The 23,667-nt window shown below is 72.3% G+C and carries 12 protein-coding genes; 4 read left to right on the top strand and 8 right to left on the bottom strand.

Annotated elements, in window-relative coordinates; translation table 11 throughout:
• Positions 1 to 68: 68 nt before the first annotated feature.
• Positions 69 to 5,378 carry a Tc toxin subunit A-related protein gene (locus AC5L36_RS09030; RefSeq protein ID WP_441217145.1) on the top strand — a complete coding sequence of 1,770 codons (5,310 nt, stop codon included), beginning with the start codon at positions 69 to 71 and terminating at the stop codon, positions 5,376 to 5,378.
• Entirely contained in the window at positions 5,360 to 12,346 is a 6,987-nt protein-coding gene (locus tag AC5L36_RS09025) for a SpvB/TcaC N-terminal domain-containing protein (RefSeq protein ID WP_441217144.1), read from the top strand. The genes AC5L36_RS09030 and AC5L36_RS09025 overlap by 19 nt, the downstream gene beginning before the upstream one ends.
• Here the strand turns inward: AC5L36_RS09025 and AC5L36_RS09020 are convergent.
• Positions 12,336 to 13,664 (bottom strand): condensation domain-containing protein, encoded by a 1,329-nt coding sequence (locus tag AC5L36_RS09020; RefSeq protein ID WP_441217143.1) that lies wholly within the window; start codon positions 13,662 to 13,664, stop codon positions 12,336 to 12,338. The genes AC5L36_RS09025 and AC5L36_RS09020 overlap by 11 nt on opposite strands.
• Before the next feature lie 537 nt (positions 13,665 to 14,201).
• Between AC5L36_RS09020 and AC5L36_RS09015 the strand changes: the two genes are divergently transcribed.
• Positions 14,202 to 15,506: a M20/M25/M40 family metallo-hydrolase gene (locus tag AC5L36_RS09015; RefSeq protein WP_441217171.1), complete on the top strand. Its 1,305-nt coding sequence runs from the start codon at positions 14,202 to 14,204 to the stop codon at positions 15,504 to 15,506.
• 2 nt (positions 15,507 to 15,508) lie between these two features.
• Here AC5L36_RS09015 and AC5L36_RS09010 read toward each other — a convergent pair whose 3' ends face one another.
• From AC5L36_RS09010 to AC5L36_RS08980, 7 genes are all read right to left on the bottom strand, one after another.
• Entirely contained in the window at positions 15,509 to 16,195 is a 687-nt protein-coding gene (locus AC5L36_RS09010) for a GNAT family N-acetyltransferase (protein ID WP_441217142.1), read from the bottom strand.
• Positions 16,196 to 16,366: 171 nt separating this feature from the next.
• Positions 16,367 to 17,110 (bottom strand): SDR family NAD(P)-dependent oxidoreductase, encoded by a 744-nt coding sequence (locus tag AC5L36_RS09005; protein WP_441217141.1) that lies wholly within the window; start codon positions 17,108 to 17,110, stop codon positions 16,367 to 16,369.
• Positions 17,111 to 17,172: 62 nt separating this feature from the next.
• Entirely contained in the window at positions 17,173 to 17,442 is a 270-nt protein-coding gene (locus AC5L36_RS09000) for a PspC domain-containing protein (protein WP_441217140.1), read from the bottom strand.
• A 458-nt stretch (positions 17,443 to 17,900) separates the two neighbouring features.
• Positions 17,901 to 19,100 (bottom strand): methionine adenosyltransferase, encoded by a 1,200-nt coding sequence (metK, locus tag AC5L36_RS08995; protein WP_441217139.1) that lies wholly within the window; start codon positions 19,098 to 19,100, stop codon positions 17,901 to 17,903.
• The gene (locus AC5L36_RS08990) at positions 19,097 to 20,143 is read right to left on the bottom strand and encodes a methyltransferase (protein ID WP_441217138.1); all 1,047 of its coding nucleotides are present in this window, start codon (positions 20,141 to 20,143) and stop codon (positions 19,097 to 19,099) included. Before AC5L36_RS08990 ends, metK begins: the two co-directional genes overlap by 4 nt.
• Positions 20,140 to 21,828 carry a class I adenylate-forming enzyme family protein gene (locus tag AC5L36_RS08985; RefSeq protein WP_441217137.1) on the bottom strand — a complete coding sequence of 563 codons (1,689 nt, stop codon included), beginning with the start codon at positions 21,826 to 21,828 and terminating at the stop codon, positions 20,140 to 20,142. The genes AC5L36_RS08990 and AC5L36_RS08985 overlap by 4 nt, the downstream gene beginning before the upstream one ends.
• A 4-nt stretch (positions 21,829 to 21,832) precedes the next feature.
• Positions 21,833 to 22,198 (bottom strand): VOC family protein, encoded by a 366-nt coding sequence (locus AC5L36_RS08980; protein WP_441217136.1) that lies wholly within the window; start codon positions 22,196 to 22,198, stop codon positions 21,833 to 21,835.
• A 223-nt stretch (positions 22,199 to 22,421) separates the two neighbouring features.
• Between AC5L36_RS08980 and AC5L36_RS08975 the strand changes: the two genes are divergently transcribed.
• Positions 22,422 to 23,666 carry an aspartate kinase gene (locus tag AC5L36_RS08975; RefSeq protein WP_441217135.1) on the top strand — a complete coding sequence of 415 codons (1,245 nt, stop codon included), beginning with the start codon at positions 22,422 to 22,424 and terminating at the stop codon, positions 23,664 to 23,666.
• Position 23,667 lies beyond the last annotated feature (1 nt).

Genomic DNA, 23,667 nt, shown 5'->3' with positions numbered 1-23,667 from the left:
CCTGTCCAGCCGCTCAGGCGCCGGTGAGAGTGGGCCTGACCACTTGGCCTTCAACGGACGGAGCAGTCGTGACGATCAGCCGCGACCGAGCCACCGCCGACGGCGGTGCCGAGGTTTTCATCATCCCGCCGCCACCCGGCGACCCGGGCCCGCCCGACGACCCGCCCCGGGTTTCCATCTCCGTGGTGAGCAGCCGGGTCGTGGCCGGCATCGCGGCCACCGTGCGGGTCAACGCGTTTCGGGGCGCGACCTACGCCTGGGATCCGATCAACGGCGGGTGGAAGGGCACCCCGATCGTCACGTACAACCAGACGCGGGTCTTCATGGACGGCGTCGAGCGGATCCGGGAGGGCCGCAGCGGCGGCGACTTCTCGCTGACGTTCCCGTCCCACGGCGCGCACACGATCCGGGCGGACGCGGTCACCACCGGCGGTCAGGTGATCCAGGGTGGAACGGTCAACGTGCAGGTCGCGGCGGCCGACCCGCCCGGGTTCACGATCACGGGCCCGGCGGCGGGGGCCACGGTCGACCTCAACGACGGCGGCGGCCAGGTCACCCTCCAGGTGAGCGTCGCGTCCGGCGCCTACTTCCCGGTCACCGTCGCCATCGACCGGGACGGGCAGCGGTTCTCCACCGAGCAGATCAGCACCACCTCGTACTCCAAAGTGGTCACGCTCGGCCCGATGCCGCTCGGCGCCCGGACCGTCGCCGTGACCGTCTCCGACCGCGACAACCTCGCCTCGACCAAGACCCGCACGGTGACCGGCCGCGACGTCGGCAAGCCGCAGTTGCAGGTGGCTTTCCCGCAACCGTCGGCCAACGTCATCGGCGACGCGAACGGGAACGTCGTGGTCCAGATGACCGGCACCGCCGGCGACAACCAGAGCGGCATGACCGGCGGCAGCGCCGGGGTGGCCTGGGCGCTGAGCCCGGGTGGTACCCGGACGCCGGCGCAGGCCCTGACCGGCAACGACTTCCGCACCTGGCGGGCCGACGTGCCGCTGTCCGGGTTCGGCGCGCACACGATCTACGTGTGGGCGACCGACGCCGCCGGCAACACCGTCGGCAACCCGGTCGCGGTGCCGGTCGTCGTGATCAGCTCGTACGTACCGGCCACCCTCGAGGAGCGGCTGAGCGAGCGGGAGTACCTCGAAGCGCTGCTCTCCTTCGCGCAGGAGCAGATCCGGGTGCCCGGCACGCCCGAGGCGCCGCTCACCACCGCGACGCTCGTCGGCGTGCTGCGCCAGCCGCTCGACCGGCTCAGCCAGCCGCTGTCCGCCGCCGCCGACCGGGGCACCCAGGAGGTCAACCAGCTGCGCGTGCCGATCGAGCTGCTCCGCGCGCACATCGCCGCGACCGGCACGTCCACCGCACCCGGCGCGGCCGGGGAGCTCGACTACCGGACCGCCGCGTACACCTCGCTGCTGGCCGCCGTCGGCACCTCCCACGCCGAGCTGCGGCTGGCCCGGGGCGCCGCGCCCGCCGTACGCGAGGCGCTGGCCGCCCGGCTCGGCATCCGGCTCTCCGCGACCCGCCCGGACGAGCTGGACCAGCTGGTACTCGATGGCGCGGCACTGACCGAGACGGCGCTGGAGACCCTCTTCGGCCTGGCGTCCACCGCCAACCCGGACCCGCTGCGGGCACCGACCACGCCGCTGCTGCTGGCCTGGCAGCGGGCCGCGCTGTCGCTGTCCTGGGCCGACGAGGACCGCGCGCCGGGCGGCGACCGGGCGTTCGGCGCGCTGGCCGACCCGGACGTGGTCGGCGCGGACGACGTGGTCGCGGGCCCGGCCGGCGACCCGATCCGGACCCTGCTGACCCAGCGGGCCACCACGCTCACGGCCCACGAGCAGGCACTCGACGCCATCCGCACCGGCAACCCGAACGCCGCGCAGGCGCTCGCCGCGATGGTGACCCAGACGATCCCCGGCGCGGACCTCGCCGCCTGGGAGACCGACGAGGGCAAGGGCGTCGACATCTCCGGCCGGCTCGCCGCGGCCGGGCTGACCCTGGTCGGGTTCCGGGTCCTGCGCGGCCTGGCCCGGCTCGCCGCCGCCGGCACTCTCACCGCCGCCGAGTGGAACGACGGGATCGCCGTGCTGACCGGCGCGCGCCGGCGGCAGCAGTTCACCGCCTGGCGGGCGCAGGAGACCGGGATCGTGCTCTCCCCGGACTACTTCGTCATGACCGGTGCCGGGCCGCGGGTCAGCCCGTACCGCGAGCACGGGGACGCGCGCGAGGACTGGCAGTCCGTGCTCCGCACCCGGATCGCCCAGCGCGACGACCTGGCCGTGGCCAACGCCCGCGCGGTCGCCGCCGCCGAGCAGGCCGCCCTGCCGATCCTGCGGGACGCGCTGCTGGCCGACCTCGCGCCGGCGACCACCGGCGACGTGGGTGAGGAGATGACCGCGCGATACCTGGTCGACATGCTCGCCAGCGGCGCGCTGCGCACGACCCGGATCCGGCAGGCCATCGAGAGCGTGCAGTCGCTGCTGTCGGCGAAGCGTTCCGGCGAGCTGCTGGCCGGCCACCCCGCGTTCGGCTGGACGCTCACCAACCCGGCCACGTTCACCGCCGCCTGGGTCTGGATGGGCGAGATCGGCAGCTGGCAGGCGGCCACGATGGCGTTCCTGTTCGCCGAGCGCCACCTCGACCCGGCCGTGCTCGTACCGGGCGGCCGCCAGCAGCTGCGCACCTTCTTCGAGAGCATCCGCGGCTCCGGCCCGTTCACCGCCGACGACGCGGCGGCCGCGGCGGCCGCCTACGTCTCCTCGGTCTCGATGAGCTTCACGTACCTCAACCCGACCCGGTCGACCACCAAGCAGACCCAGATGCGGGACCTGTCCCGGACCAAGGCCGAGCCGGAGCGGCGGGAGATCTTCTGGGTCGTGCCGCTGCTGCTCGCGCAGCGCCTCCAGTCCGCCGGCGACCACCGGGCCGCCCTGGACTGGTACTGGATCGTGTACCCGTACGACGTCGGCGCCCCGGTCTCCATCTACGACCGGATCAACACCGAGACGCCGTTCCGGCCCAACCTGACCTTCCCTCCACAGTGGACGTCCATGCTGGACCCGTTCGCGCTCGTGGAGAACCGGCCGACCCCGTACACCCGGTACACGCTGCTGTCGCTCATCCGGTGCCACATCGAGTTCGCGGACGTCGAGTTCACCCGGGAGACGGACGAGTCGATCGCGCACGCGCGGAGCCTCTACCTGGCGGCCCGGCGGCTGCTCGGCGCCGCCGCGCTGCGCCCGCAGCAGCCGACCAACCAGGGCGAGCCGACCCTGCCCATCCCGGAGCTCGCCGCGCTGCGGACCCGGGTCGACGTGCAGTTGGCCAAGCTCCGGCAGGGCCGCAACATCGCCGGCCTGTCCCGCACCCAGGGCTTCGTGGGTGCGATGACGGTGAGCCAGCCGACCCCGTACCGGTTCAAGGTCCTGATGGAACGGGCCCGGCAGCTGACCGCCCTGGCCGGGCAGATGGAAGCCGGCTACCTCGCCGCGCTGGAGAAGTACGACGAGCGCAACCTGCGGCTCTTCGACGCGCTCAAGGGCATCGACCTGACCAGCGCCCAGATCAACCTGGCCGCGAGCCGGGTGCAGGAGGCCCGCGACTCGGTCAAGGCCGCCGAGGCGCAGCGCACCAAGGCCGGCGTGATGACCCGGACGTACGAGCGGCAGATCAACATGCCGCCGAACAAGTACGAGCGGGACCTGCTCGACCAGTTCCAGGAGATGAAGTCCATCCGTAACCAGATCAACGTGGTGGACACCGCGGTCGGTGTCATGCAGGCCGCGTCGGCGGCGTCCAGCTTCATGGACGCGCTCTTCAGCGGCGGCGCCAAGCAGGTGCTGGCGATGGCGATCAGCGGCGCGGTGGCCGCCAAAGGCGTCATCGTGGCCAACCAGAACAACCTCCAGGCGCAGATGGACGCCAACCAGCTCAAGGCGGGTATCGAGCAGCGCCGGGACGAGTGGCGGCTGGCCAAGATCTCGTCCGAGCAGGACTCGCTCGTCGCCGCGGCGCAGGTCGTCGTCGCCAACGACCACGTCGCGATCACCCTCCAGGAGGAGGCCATCGCCACCCTCCAGCACGACCAGGCGGTGGCGACGCTGAAGTTCCTCAACGACCAGTTCACCAACGCCGACCTGTACCTGTGGATGAGCAACACCCTCGGCGGCGTCTACCGGTACTTCCTCCAGCAGGCCACCGCGACCGCCCGGCTGGCGCAGGCGCAGCTGGCGTTCGAGCGGGCCGAAGCGACGCAGACCCTGATCCGCAACGACTACTGGCAGACGCCCGCCGACCTGACCGCCGGCGGACCGCAGGTCAACCGGCGCGGCCTGACCGGCGCGGAGCAGCTCAGCCAGGACCTCACCCGCTTGGACGAGTACGCGTTCAGCTCCGAGCGCCGGCGGCTCAACCTCACCCAGACGTTCTCCCTGGCCCAGCTCATGCCGGTGGAGTTCCTGGAGTTCCGCCGCACCGGCGCGCTGGCCTTCGCCACGCCGATGGCGCTGTTCGACGCCGACTTCCCTGGGCACTACCTGCGGATGATCCGCCAGGTGCGGACCAGCATCGTGGCGCTCGTCCCGCCGGACCGGGGCATCCGGGCGACGCTCTCCTCCAACGGCATCTCCCGGGTCATCACCCGCCAGTCGGACACGTTCAAGGACATCGTGGTACGCCACGAGCCCGGCACGGTCGCGCTGACCTCGGCCATGGGCGCGAGCGGCGTCTTCGAGCTGGACGCCCAGTCGGAGATGCTGCTGCCGTTCGAGTCCAGCGGCGTGGACACCACCTGGGAGCTCCAGCTGCCGCGCGCCGCCAACCCGTTCGACTACTCCACGATCGCCGACGTGCTGATCACGATCGACTACACCGCCCTGCATGACGAGGGCTACCGCGGCCAGGTCGTGACCCGGCTCAACGCCAACCGGGAGCGGGGCTCGGACCGGGTGTTCAGCCTGGCCAACGACTTCCCGGACCAGTGGTACGACCTCAACAACCCGCCCGACCCGGCCAGCCGGTCGGTCACGCTCGACCTGCGCGCGGTCGACTTCCCGCTCGACATCGAGGACCTGGTCACCGCCGCGGTCGCGGTGCGGCTCGCCAGCGGTGAACCGGTGCCGGCCACCGTGGTGTCCCTGCGCCGCGGCACCGCGGGCGGCGACGCGACCACCACCGACGGGATCGCCAGCACCCGGCGCGGCAACGCGGCCGGCTGGACCTCGCTGTACGGCACCAGCCCGGCCGGGGAGTGGCGGCTGGCCTTCGGCGCGGACGCCGCCGGCCTCTTCACCGGTGGCCGGCTCGATGACATCACGCTCGTGGTGAGCTGGACGGGGAGGGGACCGGCGTGGCCGGCACAGACCTGACGCAGTCCGCCGGCGGCTCGGTGATCGCGCTGCCCAGCGGCGGCGGCGCGATCCAGGGCCTGGGCGAGAAGTTCAGCCCGGACCTGTTCACCGGCACCGGCAACTACACCGTGCCGATCCCGCTGCCCGCCGGGCGGCTCGGCCTGGAGCCGAAGCTGACACTCGGCTACAGCACCGGCAACGGCAACGGACCGTTCGGCCTCGGCTGGCGGCTGGACACCCCGGGCGTGACCCGCAAGACCACGCGCGGGACGCCCCGGTACACCGGCGACGACGTGTTCGTCCTCTCCGGCGCCGAGGACCTGGTGCCGGTCGCCGAGGTCGAGCCGGGGCGGACCCGCTACCGGCCCCGGACCGAAGGGCTGTTCGCCCGGGTCGACCACGTCCGGGACGGCACCGGCGACTTCTGGGAGGTACACGCCAAGGACGGCACGCGTAACCGGTACGGCGCGACCGTCGCCGACCCGGACGACCCGGGCCGAGTCTTCGCCTGGCGGATCACCGAGACCCGCGACCCGCTGGGCAACCTCGTCCGGTACGAGTACCTCACCGACGAAGGCGAGGGCGGCGGCCACCGGTGGCGCCAGCCGATGCTCGCCCGGATCTCCTACGCCGACTACGGCGACCGGGCCGACCCGGAGTTCCTGGTGGTGGTCGACTTCGACTACGAGACGCGGCCGGACGCGTTCTCCGACCACCGGGCCGGCTTCGAGATCCGTACCTCTTTGCGCTGCGCGGCCATCCGGGTGCGCACCCGGGCCGCCGACGGGGTGGACCGCCCGTCCCGGATGTACCGGTTCGGGTACCAGCCGGCCGCGTTCAACGGCGTCTCGCTGCTGACCCGGATCGAGGCGATCGGCGTGGACGGGGCGACCGCCGAGCCCACGCCGCCGCTGACGTTCGGGTACTCCGGCTTCGACCCGCGGGGCCGGCGGTTCGAGCCGGTGCGCGGCCGCGCGCTGCCGACCGTCGCGCTGAGCGACCCCACGCTGGCGCTGGTCGACCTGCGCGGCGCCGGCCTGCCAGACCTCGTGGAGCTCGGCGCCACCGCACGGTACTGGCGCAACGTCGGCGCCGGCCGGTTCGACGTGCCCCGAAACCTGAACGAGGCGCCCCCGTTCACGCTCGCCGACCGCGGCGTCCGGTTCATGGACGCGGACGGCGACGGCCGCCCGGACCTGTTCGTCCGGTCCGGGCCGACGGCCGGCTACTTCCCGATGTCGTTCGCCGGCGGCTGGAGCCGTCGTTCGTTCCAGCCCTACCGGCGGATGCCGAGCGTGGACCTCGCCGACGCCCGGGTCAAGCTCGTCGACCTCGACGGCGACGGGCTGACCGACGTGCTCCGCTCCGGCACCGGCGGGCGCCTGGAGTGCTGGTTCAACGACGCCGACCCGCGCCGGGCGTGGCAGCGCACCGCGGTCAGCAACGGTAGCGGCCCGCCGGCCGACCTCGGCGACCCGCGGGTCCGGCTGGCCGACATGACCGGCGACCGGCTGCCGGACATCGTGCTGCTGCGCGCCGGCGACATCACGTACTGGCCGAACCTCGGGCACGGCCGGTGGGGCCGGCCGGTGCGGATGCGCCACTCGCCGCGGCTGCCCGACCGGTTCGACCCGCGCCGGGTGCTGCTCGGCGATATCGACGGGGACGGCGCCGCCGACCTCGTGTACGTGGACAACGGGCGGATCCAGATCTGGGGCAACCGGAGCGGCGACGCCTGGGCCGAGCAGCCGCTCACCATCGCCGGCACGCCGGCCCTGACCGACACGGACACCGTCCAGCTCACCGACCTGTACGGCACCGGGATGGCCGGCCTCCTCTTCGGACGGTCGCACGCCGGCGGCGACCCGGCGCGGCTGCGCTTCCTCGACCTCACCGGAGGCGCCAAGCCGTACCTGCTCGAACTCGTCGACAACAACGTCGGCGCCACCACCCGGGTCCACTATCGACCGTCCACCGAGGACTTCCTGCGCGACGACGCGTCCCCGGCCACCCGGTGGCGCACCACGCTGCCGTTTCCGGTGCAGGTGGTCGCCGGCGTCGTCGTACACGACGCGATCTCCGGCGGCCGGCAGAGCACCGAGTACCGGTACCACCACGGCTACTGGGACGGCGTGGAGCGCGAGTTCCACGGGTTCGCGATGGTCGAGCAGCTCGACACCGAGTCGTTCGACGCCGCGGCGGGCGTACCCGCCGAGCACTACTCACCGCCGACGCTGACGAAGAGCTGGTTCCACCCCGGCCCGGTCGCGGCCGCCGAGGCCGGCGACTGGACCGAGCTGGACCTGCGGCACGAGTACTGGGCCGGCGACCCGGGACTGCTGGCCCGGCCACCGGAGCAGGACGCGTTTCTGCGCCACCTGCCGCGCGCCGACCGCCGGGACGCCATCCGCGCGCTGCGCGGCCAGGTCCTGCGCACCGAGCTGTACGGTCTGGACGGAACGGAGCGCCAGCAGCTGCCCTACACGGTGACGGAGACCGTGTCCGGCGTGCGCCAGGAGGCGCCGCGGATCTGGTTCCCGTTCACGCTCGCCCAGCGCACCACCCAGTGGGAGCGCGGCGACGAGCCGATGACCCAGTTCTCCTTCCCGGGCGGCTACGACGCGTACGGCTTCGCCACCGAGCAGCTCGCGATCGCCGTGCCGCGCACGCCCGGCACGCCCTATCTGGCCACCTACACCACGACCGGGTACGCCCGGCGGGACGACGCCGAGCGGTACATCGTCGACCGGGTGGCCGACGTGCGCACCTACGAGGTGGTCAACGACGGCGCCATGTCCGTCGCCGGTCTGCGGCAGGCGGTCGCCGACCGCGTCGGCGTGACGCTCCGGGTCATCGGGCACACCCGCACCTGCTACGACGGGGACGCGTTCACCGGCCTGCCGGCGGGGGTGCTCGGCGCGCACGGCCTCGCCGTCCGCGAGGAGTCGCTCGCCTTCACCGACGCGCACTTCGCCAACCCCGCCGACCGCCCCGCCTACCTCGACCCGACCGGCGGCGCGGCCTGGCCGGGCGAGTACCCGGCCGACTTCCGCGCCGGGCTCCCACCGCTGGCCGGCTACGTCCACCGGGACGGCGGCTACTACGTCGTCACCGCCCGGCGCCGGTACGACGTGCACGACCCGGGCCGGGTGCCGCGCGGGCTGCCGCTCGCCTCGCTCGACCCGCTGGGCGCGCGCGGCACCATCGAGTACGACGCGCACGACCTGCTGCCCGTGCGGGCGACCGACCCGGCCGGCCTGACCACCACCGCCGAGTACGACTACCGCCTCCTCCAGCCGCGCACGGTCACCGACGCCAACGGCAACCCGTCCTCCGCCGGGTACTCGCCGTCAGGGCTCGTCACCGCGCGGTGGCGGCGGGGCAAGGCGGGCGAGGGCGACCAGACCGCCGCGAGCACCCGGATCGACCACGACCTGCTCGCCTTCGTCGAGCGCGGCCAGCCGACGTCCGTGCGCATCACCCGGCGGCAGCACCACGACACCGACGCCGCCGCGTCCGACGCCACGCTCGTCACCGTGGAGTACGCCGACGGGTTCGGGCGGGTCACCCAGACCCGGTCCCAGGCCGAGGACGTGCTCTTCGGCGACCCGGCCTTCGGCGGCGGCGTGCTCGCGCCCGACCAGTCCGCCAAGACCACCGATGCCGTCGGCCGCCGGCGCGGCCCGTCCGACCCGGACAACGTGCTCGTCAGCGGCTGGCAGCGGCACGACAACAAGGGCCGGGTGGTCGTGAAGTACGAGCCGTACTTCGACACCGGCTACGACTACGCCGAGCCGGCGGACGCCCAGCGCGGCCTGCACACCACCACCTTCTTCGACCCGCGCGGCCAGGTGGTGCGCACCGTCGACCCGGACGGCAGCGAGCAGCGGATGGTCTACGGCGTACCGACCGACCTCACCGACCCGGACAGCTTCCGGCCGACGCCGTGGGAGACCTACACCTACGGGGCGAACGACAACGCCGGACGTACCCACGGCAAGGCGGCTCAGGCGTACCGCGACCACTGGGACACCCCGGCCAGCGTGGAACGCGACGCGCTCGGCCGGACCGTGACCACCGTCGTCCGCAACGACCGGGAAGAGGCGATGTTCGTCACCCGGCAGCGGTACGACATCCAGGGCAACCTCGTCGGCGTCGTCGACGCCCTCGGCCGCGACGCGTACCGCTACCGGTACGACCTGGCAAAGCGGCGGTGGCGGGTGGAGACCATCGACGCCGGCCGGCGGGACACCGTCCACGACGCGGCCGGAAACCCGGTGGAGGTTCGGGACGCCAAGGGCGCGCTCACGCTCGGCGGGTTCGACACCCTCGGCCGCCCGACCCGGGTCTGGGCGCGGGACGGCGCCGCGGCGCCGGTGACCCTGCGGCAGCGGGTCGAGTACGGCGACGCCGGCACGCCGGAGCAGCCCGGCCCGGAGCGGGACGCGGCCCGCGCCGCCAACCTGCTCGGCCGGCCGGTCCGCCACTTCGACGAGGCCGGCCTCGTCACCACCGCGGCGGTCGACTTCAAGGGCAACGTCACCTCCTCGACCCGCCGGGTCATCGCCGACGGGCCGCTGCTCGACGCGTTCGCCGACGGCGTGGCGTTCCAGGTCGACTGGACGCCCGCACCCGGGCAGAGCCAGGCGGCCCGGGACGCCGAGCTGCTGGAGGACCTCGGCTACACCACGACCACCGGCTTCGACGCGCTCGACCGGGTCACCCGCCACCTCCTGCCGTCCGATGTGGAGGGACGCCGCCGGGAGCTGGTGCCGACGTACAACCGGGCCGGCGCGCTGGAGAGCGTACGCCTGGACGGCACCGTCCACGTGCGACGGATCGCGTACGACGCCAAGGGCCAGCGGACCCTGGTCGCCTACGGCAACGGGGTCATGACCCGGCACGCGTACGACCCGCTCACCGTGCGGGCGGTCCGGCAGCGCAGCGAGCGGTACACACTCGTCGACGAGCTCACCTTCCGGCCGGCGGGGGAGGTGCTCCAGGACTACGGGTACGACCACGACCTGTTCGGCAACATCCTGGCCATCCGGGACCGCACGCCGGGCAGCGGCATCCCGGGCAACCCGGCGGCGCTGAACATCACCGACAAGACGCTGCGCGCGATGGTCGGGGCCGGCGACGCGCTCGACCGCCGGTTCACTTACGACCCGGCCAACCGGCTGGTCTCCGCCACCGGCCGCGAGTACGAGGCGCCGGCCGGCCCGGACCCGTGGACCGGCGAACCGCGCGGCACCGACCCCACCCGTACCCAGGCGTACACCGAGGCCTACCAGTACGACGCGGTGGGCAACCTCCAGGTGCTGCGGCACACCGGCACGGGCGGCTTCACCCGCCAGTACGACGTCGTCGCCGGCACCAACCGGCTGCGGCGGATGACCGTCGCCGGCACCGGGTACGACTACACCACCGACGCCAACGGCAACGTCACCGGCGAGACCGGCAGCCGGCACTTCGAGTGGAACCACGCCGACCAGCTGCGGGCCTTCGCGGTGCGCGCCGGCGGCGCCGAGCCGTCGGTGCACGCCCAGTACCTGTACGACGCGACCGGCCGGCGGGTGAAGAAGCTGGTCCGCCGGCAGGGCGGCGCGGTCGGCGTCACCCACTACGTCGACGACCTCTTCGAGCACCACCGCTGGACCGGGCCCACCGCCGGTGCGAACAACCTGCTGCACGTCATGGACGACACCCGGCGCATCGCGCTCGTCCGGGTGGGGCCGGCCGGCCCGGACGACGGCGGCCCGGCCGTCGAGATCCACCTGCCCGACCACCGCGGCAGCAGCGCCGTGGTCGTGGACGGCACCGGCGCCTTCGTCAGCCGCGAGGAGCACACGCCGTACGGCGAGACGAGCTTCGGCGGCTACGCCCGCAAGCGGTACCGGTTCGCCGGGCGGCAGCGCGAGGCGGAGAGCGGGCTGGACCACTTCCCGCGCCGGTACCTGGCGCCCTGGCTGGGCCGCTGGATGAGCTGCGACCCGGTGGCCGGCATGGACGGCGCGCAGTCGTACGCGTACTGCGGCGGCGACCCGCTCAACCGGATCGACCGGGACGGGCGCGAGTGGTGCTGGAACGTCTTCGCCGACGACTGCGAGCTGGACACCGAGCTGATCGTCAAGACCGGCGCGGTGGCGCTGAGCGCGGCCGAGGTCGCCATCGGCTGCCCGCTGGCCGAGACCGGGATCGGCGCGGTCGTCTGCATCAACGGGCTCGACGACCTCAGCTCCGCCATATTCGACCGGCCGACCCTGAAACAGCAGGCCATCTCGGGCGGGCTACAGGCGGCCGGCGTCGACCCGGAGACCGCCGACACGGTCGGCCGGTACGGCTCGATGACCCTGTCCGCCGCGACCGGGGCAGCCGGCTCGGCACAGGCCCTCAAGACGGTACGGCCGACCGGCGGCGGGCACGTGCCGCCACCGCCACCGCCGTCCGCGCCGGTGCGCACCACGCCCCGGCCGACCGTGCCACCGCCGCCGGTCGCGCCCGCGGTCCGCCGTGCGGTCCCCGCCCCGCAGGCACTGGAGCTGGACAACTCGGTGCTGTCGGCACTCGGCAAGAGCGCCGACGCCAACCACCAGGCGGCGAAGACGTTTGTGGCCCTTGCAAACGGGCGACCGTTGACAATCAGCCGCGCGACCTACAAGGAAGCGCTCGGCGCCGCGTCCAAGCACCAGGTGAAGGAGGTGCTCAGGAAGTACAACATCGCCTTCGACGCCACGCTGAGCCTCGAACGGATTGGCGCGTTCGCGCAGCGCCTCCGAGCGGGCGTCACACGAGCCGGCCGCTCGCTCAGCGATACCGACGCGATGCAGATGGCCGCCGCCCACCTCCAGAACCGTATCTGGATCACCGCCGACCGGGACGCCTTCAGGCGCGCCGTCGACCTCGGCATCCAGGCCCGGTACGTCGGATCACCGGACCAGATGGCCACGGCCTCGAGGTACGTGCGGCAGCCCATCACGTACTGAGCAGGGCCGCCGTGACCGCGGTTTCCTCGAACGTGCGGGCGAGGGCGACCATCGCGTCGCGGGACAGGTGCCGCGTGTCGGCTTCGAGGGAGAGGCGGAACGACCCGGGTTTCTCCTCGACGGCGGCGAAGAGCCGTTCGCTGCCCCGGTAGGTCAGCGGCTCGTGGTCGATCACCGTGGCGGGCAGGGCCGCGCGTACCTCGTCGGGTGTCGGCGGGGTCTCGACGGGCTTGTCCTCCGCGGTGAGCCGGCGGTCGTTGTAGTAGCAGTGGATGTCGAGCTCCTCGCCCCGCTCGCGCCCGACGCGGTCGACGAGCGCCGCCATCTGGGTGGGGTCGTAGTAGCCGTTCTTGAAGGCGACGATGATCCGGCGGCCCACCCGTCGCAGCGCCTCGTCGAAGGTGGTGCCGGCGACGTCGACCATGCAGAGGGGGTACTGGGTGGTGACGCTGACCGAGTCGGCCAGCCCGCGCCGGAAGCGGTTGTTGACCGCGACCCGGGCCACGGACGGGTTGACGCCGGTCACCCGGGCCAGCGCGACGAGAAACAGGGTGAGGTTCACCTGTGCGCTGCTCGCGCCGGTGCGGTTGCGGATGGACTGGATGGCCAGGTGGATGGCGGGGGAGTCGAGGAGGAGCAGCACGTGCCGGGGTTCACCGCGGTCGACGGGCGGGGGAAAGCGCCGGGCCGGCATGTGGCGCAGGATCTCGGCCCAGTGCCGTAGGACCGCCTCGTTGTGCCGCTGGCCGGCGGTCGACCGCTGCCAGCGCGCCTGATCCAGTGGCTGCAACGCGGTGATCGGCTCCGGCGGGGCACCGCCGGCGGCCTCCCGCCGCTGAAGATCGGCCACCATCGCCAGCGCGCCGGACGCGTCACAGACGACGTGACAGATATTCGCGACGCGGTGTACCGGCACTCCGTCCTTGAGGATCACGGCGACGAACACCGGCCAGTCGCGGGCGAAGTCGAAGTCGAAGTTCACGTACAGGTCGACCATCCGCTGGGCGACGACGATCGGGTCTTCCGCTCCCGCCTCGACGACGTCGATGGCGATCTCTCCGGAGCCGTGCACCACCTGGCGGGGGGCTCCGTCCGCGGGAAACCGCAGCCTGGTGCGCAGGGCCTGGTGCCGGCTCATCAGGAAGCGCAGCCAGTCGGCGACGTCCTCCACGGTGGTGCCGGCCGGTAGGGGCTGCCGGTCGGGCAGCGGCATCCACGTGCCCTGCCGCTCCATGGCGGCCAGGATCTCGAGCTGCCCCCAGCTCAGGTCGGCCTCACCAGCCCCCTCGCCGTCGAAGCGCACCATCATCCGCCGCATGACACAAGCCTCGTGGCGCCCGTTCGAACATCGCCAGAGAATCGATGGACCCCCCTGTGACGCCACGCAGCGCCACCAGCCTGGCGGGCCCGGGGTTTCGGCCCGTAGACATATTTCCCATGTCCGCGCCAGCGGTAGACCGTTTGCTCCCGCGGGCACCGCTCCCGACCGGCGGCTTCGAGATCTAGGAGACTTAGGGTTGAAATAGCGCCCAAACTCTCCTAGATCTCGAACCTCGTGCCGCTTACACCCTCGTGGCGGTTACACGCGGCGACGACAACCCCGTTGCTTTCCCGGATCGCCGATCCGAGAAGGGGACATTGTGGACAAACGTCGACCACCGCCTGGCGCGAGCCCGTCACCCCGCCCCCCTTTTCCTCCCGGCCGGTTGCGCGCAGGGTGAGCGCGACCAACGGCGGACGGGTGAGGCCGCGGGAGCAGCGGTCTGGACCACGACGGACGTCGCGGTAGCTCAGAATCTCTGTCCAAATAAGGGATTCGGTGGTCGAAGCCACCTCGACTCCGGAAGGGCTCTAGATTGGGTGGGTGGCGGACGAGGTCGTGGAGCTGACGAGTGAGCTGATCCGGCTCGACACCACCAACGACGCCGACACGGTCGCGGCCGGTCGGGAGCGGGTGGCGGCGGAGTACGTGGCGGCAAAGCTCGCCGAGGTCGGGTACACACCGACCTATGTGGAGTCCGGCGCGCCCGGCAAGGGCAACGTGGTGGTCCGGCTGGAGGGTGCCGACCCGGGGCGCGGCGCCCTGCTCGTGCACGGTCACCTCGACGTGGTGCCGGCCGACGCCGCCGAGTGGGCGGTGCATCCGTTCTCCGGTGAGGTACGCGACGGGTTCGTCTGGGGGCGTGGGGCGCTCGACATGAAGGGCGCGGTCGCGATGGCGCTGGCGTGCGCCCGGCGGTTCAAGCGGGATGGTGTGGTGCCGCCGCGCGACCTTATCTTCGCGTTCGTCGCGGACGAGGAGGCCGGTGGGTTCGCCGGGGCGCGCTGGCTCGTCGACAACCGGCCCGACCTGTTCGAGGGGGCCACCGAGTCGATCGGGGAGGTGGGCGGGTTCTCGTTCACCGTCGCCGACCGGGCCCGCGCCTACCTGGTGCAGACCGCGGAGAAGGGCGCCATGTGGCTGCGCATCAAGGTGACCGGCACCGCGGGCCACGGTTCGATGGTCCACGACGACAACCCGATCGCCACGCTCGCCGCGGCCGTCGCCCGGCTCCAGCGGCACCGGTTTCCGGTGGTGCTCACCGATCCGGTACGCGACTTCCTCGCCGGCGTCGCCGAGATCACGGGCGTGCCCTTCGATCCGGACGACCCGGATGCCGCGGTGGCCCGACTCGGCAACCTGTCCCGCATGATCGGCGCCGCCCTCCGCGACACCGCCAACGTGACCGTGTTCGAGGCCGGCTACAAGGCCAACGTCGTGCCCTCGGTCGCACGCGCCACTGTGGACGGTCGGATGCTGCCAGGGCGGGAGGCGGCGTTCGAGGCGGAGCTGGCATCGGTCCTCGGCCCGGCCGTCGAACGGGAGTGGGACAGCCTGCCACCGGTCGCCACGACCTTCGACGGCCACCTTGTCGACGCGATGGCGGCGGCCATCGCCACGGAGGACCCCGGCGCGCACGTGCTGCCCTACATGCTGTCCGCCGGCACCGACGCCAAGTCGTTCAGCCGCATGGGCATCCGGCACTTCGGGTTCATGCCGCTGCGGCTGCCCGCCGGCCTCGACTTCACCGCCCTGTTCCACGGCGTCGACGAACGGGTGCCGGTCGACGGCCTCGAGTTCGGTGTCCGGGTGCTGGACAGGTTTCTGCGGATCTGCTGACATCAAGACGCCGAGGGCGGGATCCGGACCGCGCGGAAGGTCGTCGTCTGGCGCAGCGCGAAACCGATGCGCTCGTAGAGCCGGATGGCGCCGGTGTTGCTGGCCGCGGCGTGCAGAAACGGCGTCTCGCCGCGGGCCCGGATGCCGGCGGCGATCGCGCGCACGAGGCGGGTGGCCAGCCCGTGCCCGCGGTACGCCGGGTCGGTGCAGACCGCGCTGATCTCGGTCCAGCCCGGCGGGCGCACCCGCTCGCCGGCCATGGCGACGAGCCGCCCGTCGCGGCGGATGCCGAGGTAGGTGCCGAGCTCGATCGTGCGCTTGCGGAACGGCCCGGGGTCGGTGCGGGCGACCAGGTCGAGCATCTCCGGCACGTCGGCCGGCCCGAGCGTCACCGCCTCGGCGTCGGGCTCGGCGCGCAGCGCGACATCGACCAGCTGGACGCCGGCCATGGTGAAGATCACCTCCCAGCCCGGCGGCGGATCGACCGTGACCCCGGGCAGCGCCACCTCGGCACCCGGCCCGGCGAGCTGGGCGAGCTCCGCCCAGGCGTGCGGGCCCGGCTCGGGGCGAAGGGTGGCGAACCCGGCGACGTCGGGGTGGTAGCGGGCGGCCTGCCCGCGCACCTCGCCGAGGTGCGCCTGCGGGCCGTTGAGCGCTGCCCACGCCGGATTGTCGAGCACGTGCGTCATGCCGCAACCCTACGTTCGGGGTTGGTGGGCGTCGTCAGAATTCCTGGCCGCCGACGTCGGCCAGGCCGCGCTCGACCATCCAGCGCACGGACCCGTGCAGCGCCTCCAGCGACGAGTACCGAGGGGCGCTCGGCCGCGTCCCGCATCATGGCGAGGAGTGGCTCGGCCGCCTCAGACGGTGAAGCCACCGTCCACATTGATCACCGCGCCGGTCATGTACCGCCCGCCGTCACCGGCCAGGAACGCGACCGCGGCCGCGATCTCCGCCGGCTCGGCGTAGCGGCCCAGGGCCGTGAAGCTCCGGATCGTGTCGGCGTTCGGGCCGTCGGCCGGGTTCGCGTCGGTGTCGGTCGGACCCGGGTTGACGAGGTTCGCGGTGATGCCCCGCGCGCCGAGGTCGCGGGCCAGTCCCTTGGTCAGGCCCACCAGGGCGGTCTTGCTCATCGAGTACAGCGCGAAGCCGGGAAACACCGCCCGCTCGGCCACGTTGCTGCCGATCGTGACGATCCGCCCGCCGTCGCCCATGTGCGCGGCCGCCGCCTGCGCCGCGACGAACGGCCCGCGCACGTTCACCGCGATCGTGTGGTCGAAGTCCGCCAGCCCGAGGTCCGGCAACGGGGCGACCTGGAACACGCCCGCGTTGTTCACCAGGACGTCGAGCCGGCCGAACTCCGCGGCTACCCGCTCCACCGCCGCGGCCAGCGTGCCGGCGTCGGCGTTGTCCGCCGGCACAGCCACGCCGCGACGCCCGGCGGCTTCGATCCGCTCGACCACGGCGGCCGCCCGGTCGGCGTTGGACTGATAGGTGAGCGCCACATCGGCGCCGTCTTCGGCCAGCCGCACCGCCACCGCGGCGCCGATGCCCCGGCTGCCGCCGGTCACCAGTGCGACCTTGCCGTCCAGAACTCTGCTCATGCCCACAAGGCTTGCGCGCCCCGCGCCGCCCGTCTGGCGACAATCGGACCTCGCGTTCGCCCTCAGACAGCGGGTGCGGCCGGGACGGTCGACGACGGTGTGCCGACCGGAACGACCGGGTCGACCTGCGGCGGCATCAGGATCCACAGGATCGGGTACACCAGGATCTGGCTGCCCGGGATGACGAACAGGATCAGCACGAACAGCAGGCGAGCGGTCCACGGCTCGAAGCCGAACCGCCGTCCCAGCCCGGCACAGACACCACCGAGGATCCGGCCCTCTCGCGGCCGGACGAGCCCTTGGCGGCTGAACGTGTCATGAACGGTGTCCACAAGACCTTCCTTCAATAGCGGTAGCTTGGACACCTACAGCGTCCAGCCGAACGCACCCGAGCGGCATCGGTGACCGACCCTGGTAGACCCCGGATCCCGCCGGCAGCAGGCCACCTAGGAGACCTTTCGGGGTCAGGTCGCCATTCGTCGTGGCGTTGCTTCCAGGCATACTTGCCCAGGTCCGCGTCAGCGGCGGACCGTATGCGCGGGGTTCCCGGGGAAACGTGGAGCGCGGCGGAGCGTTTTCTTGGGGTGCTTTCCCGCGGGCACCGCTCCCGGCCGGCGGCTCGTAGACCGAGCCGAGATCCCCGGCCGTCCGCTGTCCGCGCTCGAGAGGGCTGCCCTTTGGGGCGGGGGCGGCGCGGGGTGGGGCTTGTCTCACGGACCCGGCAGCGGACGGCCGGGACTCGACTTGCGTGAAGGATTCGGGTCGCTCCGGCGGCCCGAATCCTTCACGATCACGTTCGCGCGGATACGGCCTGCCGGAGTTTCTCCACCCGGTCGACGTTCTCCCACGGGAAGTCGGCCAGTTGGCGGCCGAAGTGCCCGTAGGCCGCGGTCCGGCGGTATATCGGGCGGAGCAGGTCGAGGTCGGCGACGATCGCCGCCGGTCGTAGGTCGAACACGTCGGCGACCGCGGCGGCGAGGTGGTCCGGTGGCACGGTGTTGGTGCCGAAGGCCTGCACCATCAGGCTCACCGGGCGCGCCTTGCCGATCGCGTAGGCCGCCTGGACCTCGCAGCGCCGGGCCAGGCCGGCCGCGACCACGTGCTTGGCCACCCAGCGCAGGGCGTACGCGGCCGAGCGGTCTACTTTGGACGGATCCTTGCCGGAGAACGCGCCGCCGCCGTGCCGGGCGCTGCCGCCGTAGGTGTCGACGATTATCTTGCGGCCGGTGAGCCCGGTGTCGCCCATCGGCCCGCCGATCTCGAACCGGCCGGTCGGGTTGACCAGCAGGCGGTACCCGTCGGTGGGCAGGGGAGCGGTCGCGAGCACCGGGTCGACGACGTGCTGGCGGATGTCCTCGACCAGCATCGACTCCAGGTCGATGCTCGGCGCGTGCTGGGTGGATACGACGACGGTGTCCAGCCGCACCGGGCGGTCGTCGTCGTACTCGACCGTGACCTGGGTCTTGCCGTCCGGCCGCAGGTACGGCACGAGCCCGGTGCGGCGTACGTCGGCGAGCCGGTACGCGAGGCGGTGTGCCAGCGCGATCGGCAGCGGCATCAGCTCGGGCGTCTCGTCGCAGGCGTACCCGAACATCAGCCCCTGGTCGCCGGCGCCCTGGTGGTCGAAGTCGTCCAGTGAACCGTCCACCCGCGCCTCGTGGGCGTTGTCCACCCCGCTGGCGATGTCCGGCGACTGCCGTCCGATGGAAACCGAGATGCCACATGTGGCGCCGTCGAAGCCCTTGGCCGAGGAGTCGAACCCGATGTCCAAAATGGTCTTTCGGACGATCTCCGGGATGTCCACGTTCGCCGCCGTGCTCAGCTCGCCGGCCACGTGTACCTGGCCGGTGGTGATCAGGGTTTCCACGGCGACCCGGCTGCGCGGGTCCTGGGCCAGGATCGCGTCGAGGACGGCGTCACTGATCTGGTCGGCGATCTTGTCCGGGTGGCCCTCGGTCACCGACTCCGACGTGAACAGGTGCCTCGTCACGCCGGTACCGCCACGATGACGCTCGTCGCGGCCTGGGTGGCCCTGACCTCCTTGAGCCGCAGCCCGGCGTTCTCGAACAGCGCGGCGAACTCGGCCTCGGTGCGCACCTGACCCTTGAGGAGGGCGAGCATGACGATGTCCTCGAACTTGCCGAAGTGCGCCGAGTCGCCCTCCGGCAGCACCTCGTCGATGACGATGAGCTGGCCGCCGTCGCCCATGGCGCGGCGGATGTTGCGCAGGATCGTGGTGGCGTCCTCGTCGTTCCAGTCGTGGATGGTCCAGGACAGCACGTAGGTGTCGCCGCCGGGCGGCACCGAGGCGAGGAAGTCGCCGCCGACGCACTCGGCCCGGTCGGCCACGCCCTCGGCGAGCAGGACCTCGGCCGCCTCCGCCACCACGTGCGGCAGGTCGAAGACCACGCCGGTCATTTCCGGGTACCGGTGCAGCAGCGTCGCCACGAGGTGACCCTTGCCCGCGCCGACGTCGACCAGGCGGCGTACACCGGACAGGTCGTGCGCCTCCAGTGTGGCCGAGTTGACCATCAGGTTCATGGAGCCCATGGCCTTGTTGAACAGCGCGGAAAGCTCGGGGTGGGCGGCGAAGTAGGTCCACCAGTCGGTGCCGTGCACGTGGTCGAAGGCGGGCCGGCCGGTGCGCAGGCTGTAGACGAGCGAGTTGAAGGCGCCTTGCCGGGCGGGCAGGCCGACGTAGCGGGCCAGGTCCCGCATCGAGCCCTTGGTGTCGCCGCGCAGCGTCGCGGCGAGCGGGGTGAGCGCGAACGTGCGCGGCTGGACCTCGGTGAAGACGCCGATCGTGGCCAACGCGCGGAGCGCGCGGTACAGGGCGTGCGGGTCGCTGCCGGTGCGCTTGGCGAGCTCGTCGACGTGGCACTCCTCCTCGTCGCCGAACGCGTCGGCGACCCCGATCTCGGCCACCGCGATCAACAGCTGGCTGGCGAGCGAGCTGTACAGCAGCTCGTACATCCGCACCGGCGCGGGCTTGTCCGGGTGGTGCGGTAGGCCGAGCAGATCGCCGTGTGTCATGTCAGCTCCGTTGAGGTCGTCGGTTGGCGCAGGACGGTGCCGAAGCGCTCTCGCAGCTGCCGTTTGAGGACCTTGCCCGTGGGGCCGGTGGGGAAGTCCTCGGGCTCGCGAGCGATCATGGCGTAGCGCATCTGGGGCAGGTCGCGCCGCGCGAGGGCGGTGTTCAACGCGCGGAGCAGGTCCGGCGGCTCGGCCGCACCGGGCTTGAGGCGCACCGTCGCGAAGGGCACGTCTCCCAGATCCGGCTCCGGCGCCGCCACGGCGACGACCGCGCAGTCCGCGATGACCGGGCAGCCGACGAGGATGGCCTCTTCCATGGGGAGGCTGTAGACCGGTCCGTCCGCGGTGTGGATCACGTCAGGTACCCGGTCGAGGTGGTAGAAGCGTCCCTTGCGGTCCTGGTAGACCACGTCTCCGGTCAGCCAGTAGCCGGAGAGCGAGGACTTGGTGGTCAGATCCGAGTTGTTCCAGTACCCGGGGGTGCGGGTGGGTGTCCGGACGCCGAGCCGGCCCACCTGCTCGGGGCCGAGCAGCCGCCCGTCGTCGTCGAGCACGGCCGCCTTTCGCACCACGCCGATGGGGCTGCCCACGCAGCGTCCATAGTCGACACTCTCGGGTTGGCTGACCTTCTTGAACAAGGCCATGCCCATCTCCGAGGAGCCGAGTCCGTCGACGAAGGACGAGCCCGGCCGGTTGCCGCGCCGGCCGTGCCGGATCAGCGCCCGGATGTGTGCCTCGTGCGCCGAGTCGCCGGTGTTGATCCAGGTGTGCACCTCACCGGTGGCGGCCGGGTCGAGGTCCATCTCGGCCAGTTCGGCGTACGTCTGCGGGAACGCCACCACCATCGTGGGCCGGAACTCGTCCATCGCCGCGTGCACGGCCGGCCCGCTGCTGTCCGCCATGACCAGCATGGGCATGCCGAGCAGGGTGGCGGTCATCAGGTAGCTGATGCCGGCGGAGTGCGAATGCGGCAGGGCGGAGAGCAGCCGGTTGCGCCGCGCCGGCGGAAAGGACCACAGGCGCTTCCGCTTGCCCAGGAAGAACTGCCGGTGGCCGAAGGTCGCCGCCTTCGGCGCACCGGTCGTGCCGGACGTGTGGCAGAGCATCACCGGGTCGTCGTCGCCGTGCGGGTACGGGTAGACCGCCGGCAGCCGGTCCCGGCCGACGGCGTCGACCGGCATGCTGGCCTGGTCCACCCGGAACCCGTCGAGCGGGGCGGCGGCTTCCAGCCGGGCGAGGCGGTCCCGGCTGGCGATCACCCCGACCGCGCCGACCCGGCGGATGTAGTCGGCCGCGACCTCGATCGGCATCCGGCCGTTGACGAGCGCGGCGACCGCCCCGAGCGAGGTGAGCGCGAGGAAGTGCAGGAACGAGTCCACGCCCTCGTCGACGTACACGGCGACCGGGTCGCCCTTGCGCACGCCGGCTTCGTGGTACCACGCGGCATAGGTGTCGCGGATCTGGACCAGCCGGTCGAGGCTCAGCGGCTCGATGGTCGGCCCGTCCGGGCCCGGGCGCTGAGCGAACAGGAAAGGCTGGTCGGTGTTGCGGCTGAGCCGGTGGACGCGTTCCAGGAAGTTGCCCACGCCCAGCTCCCGGTCGCCGAGAAGCCGCATCCGGGCGGTCAGCGGCACTGCGGCGGCCGCCCGGGTGAGGGTTCCGTTCAGGACGCTGCCCGGTGACATGGCCTCAGCCCTCGTAGATGGTCAGCTCGTAGCCGTCCGGGTCGCGGAACTGGAACTCGCGCCCGCAGTAGCCGTCGCACGGCGGCTTGGTGATCGTGATGTCCTGCTCGGCCAGGTCCTTGGCCAGGCGGTCCGGGTCTTCCGCGTGGACCCAGATGACGACGCCCCACCCGAGCTGGCTCACCGAGTCCAGGTCGATGGTCGTGCGGCGCAGCGCCAGCTTGATCGGGGTGGTCTCGAACACGATCGCGTTGGGGTTCTTCGAGACGGGCTCCTGCTTGAATCCGAGCAGGTCCGCGTAGAAGCGCCGGGAGCGCTCCAGATCGCGTACCTGAAGGGTCAGGAAGTTCGGTCCGACGGCGTTGGTCATCGCATTCGCTCCATCAACTGATAGCAATGGGATTTCGCCTCCAGAGCGATGCTGCACGCTCCTTCGCATCGGAACATCGCGTATCCGCGCGATGTCTCACGTGGCCGCCGGCTCCGATTTGTCACGCTTCTCAAGCTCATGGATTCACGTGATAGCGCCCGGTGCTGTGTCGCGAAAACAATCCCTAGAGATTCACACCGGTCATCCCAATGAGGGTGGAACCATGAATGTTGCCGTGCAGAAGTTCGGCGGGAGCTCGCTGGCGACCGCCGCTCAGCTGCGCCACGCGGCGGCCCGCGCCGAGGCGAGCCACCGCGCCGGGCGGCCGACCGTGGTGGTCGTCTCCGCCCAGGGCGACACGACGGACGCGCTCATCCAGCAGGCCGCCAACGTCAGCGCGACCCGCTCGCTGCGGGAGATGGACCAGCTGCTGGTGACCGGGGAGAACGCCGCCGCGGCGCTGATGGCGATGGCGCTGCTCGACCGCGGGCTGGCGGCCGTCTCCCTGACCGGCGCGCAGGCCGGCATCACCGCCTCCGGGCGGCACGGCGCCGGGCTCATCACCGAGGTGTGCCCCACCCGGATCGTGACCCACCTGGCCGCCGGCGCGGTCGTGGTGGTCGCCGGGTACCAGGGCGTCAGCCCGGACGGCGACATCCTCACCCTCGGCCGTGGCGGGTCGGACACCACCGCCGTCGCGCTCGCGGCGGCGCTCGGCGCCGAGAACTGCGAGATCTACACGGACGTCGACGGCATCTACAGCGCCGATCCGCGGATCGTGCCGTCGGCCCGCGTCCTGTCCAAGGTAGACGCCGCCGTGATGGCCGAGATGGCCTTCTCCGGCGCGCATGTCATGCACGCACGGGCGGTGGAGCTGGCCGCGACCCGCCGGCTCGACGTCCTCGTTCGCAACTCGATGTCGCCCGCGCCCGGCACCACCATCGCCGCGCGGCGCACCGACCCCAAGGTGGACATGATGGAGAACGAAGGTTTCGTCGTGGCGGTGACCCACGACCTCGACGTCGCCCAGGTGACGGTCTCGGCCGGCTCCTCGCCGGGCGTCACCCCGGAATGCGTGCTCACCCCGCTCGCTCGTACGGCGGTGCCGGTCGACATGCTGTCCTGTTCCGCGGAGCTGCGCTTCGCCGTGCGCCGCAGCGACCTGCCGGTGGCTGACCGGGCGCTCCGTGAGGCCGGGCTGCCGCACGGATACGCCATCGACGTCGCGGAGGACGTCGGCAAGCTCTCCCTGGTCGGTATGGGTTTGTTCAACCGTCCCGAGTACACCGCCCGCCTGCTCGCGGTGCTGGCCGACCGCGGCATCCCGACCAGCCTGCTCTCCTCGACGCAGATGCGGGTGTCGGCCCTCGTGCCGCTGGACCGGGTCGTCGAGGGCGCGATGGCGTTGCACAAGGACTTCGACCTGGACGGCCGGGAGCAGCCCGCCTCGTCCCTTACCACCGCGTGAT

The organism is Phytohabitans sp. LZ39, assembly GCF_059359075.1.
Note: the sequence above shows the minus strand (reverse complement) of the source record. Positions and strands in the feature narration are given on the sequence as shown.